This window comes from Veillonella parvula (assembly GCF_024461875.1).
Taxonomy (GTDB): domain Bacteria; phylum Bacillota; class Negativicutes; order Veillonellales; family Veillonellaceae; genus Veillonella; species Veillonella parvula_I.
In genome coordinates this window covers 1-277 of the sequence record NZ_JANGAL010000037.1, presented here as the reverse complement: position 1 = coordinate 277, position 277 = coordinate 1, and the positions used below count along the sequence as shown (strand labels likewise).

The window sequence follows — 277 nt, the reverse complement described above, 5'->3', positions numbered from 1 at the left end:
GAGACCGGTTATTGTTGAGATGAAAAATGATCTTGTGGCGCAGAAAGGAGTTTGCCTTGCCAATAGTTCCTATTTGAGGGAATGGTTTGAGCTGCACGAAGTTCCGGTATATCTCGAAACAAAGTTAAAAGAAGTAAAAGAACATTCGGTGATCTGTACAGATAAAACCGGAAAAGAGATAGAGATTCCTTGTGACTCTGTGATCGGATCAGTCGGTTACCTGCCTAATCCGCTGGAAAGAAAAGGAAAGAATATTTACCTGGTCGGCGATTGTGAA

General features: G+C 41.9%; 1 protein-coding gene. It reads left to right on the top strand.

Annotation, left to right across the window (positions count from 1 at the left end; all coding sequences use genetic code 11):
* On the top strand, window positions 1-277 hold a 277-nt coding region (locus tag NE668_RS09775; protein ID WP_256196775.1), incomplete at both ends, for a hypothetical protein.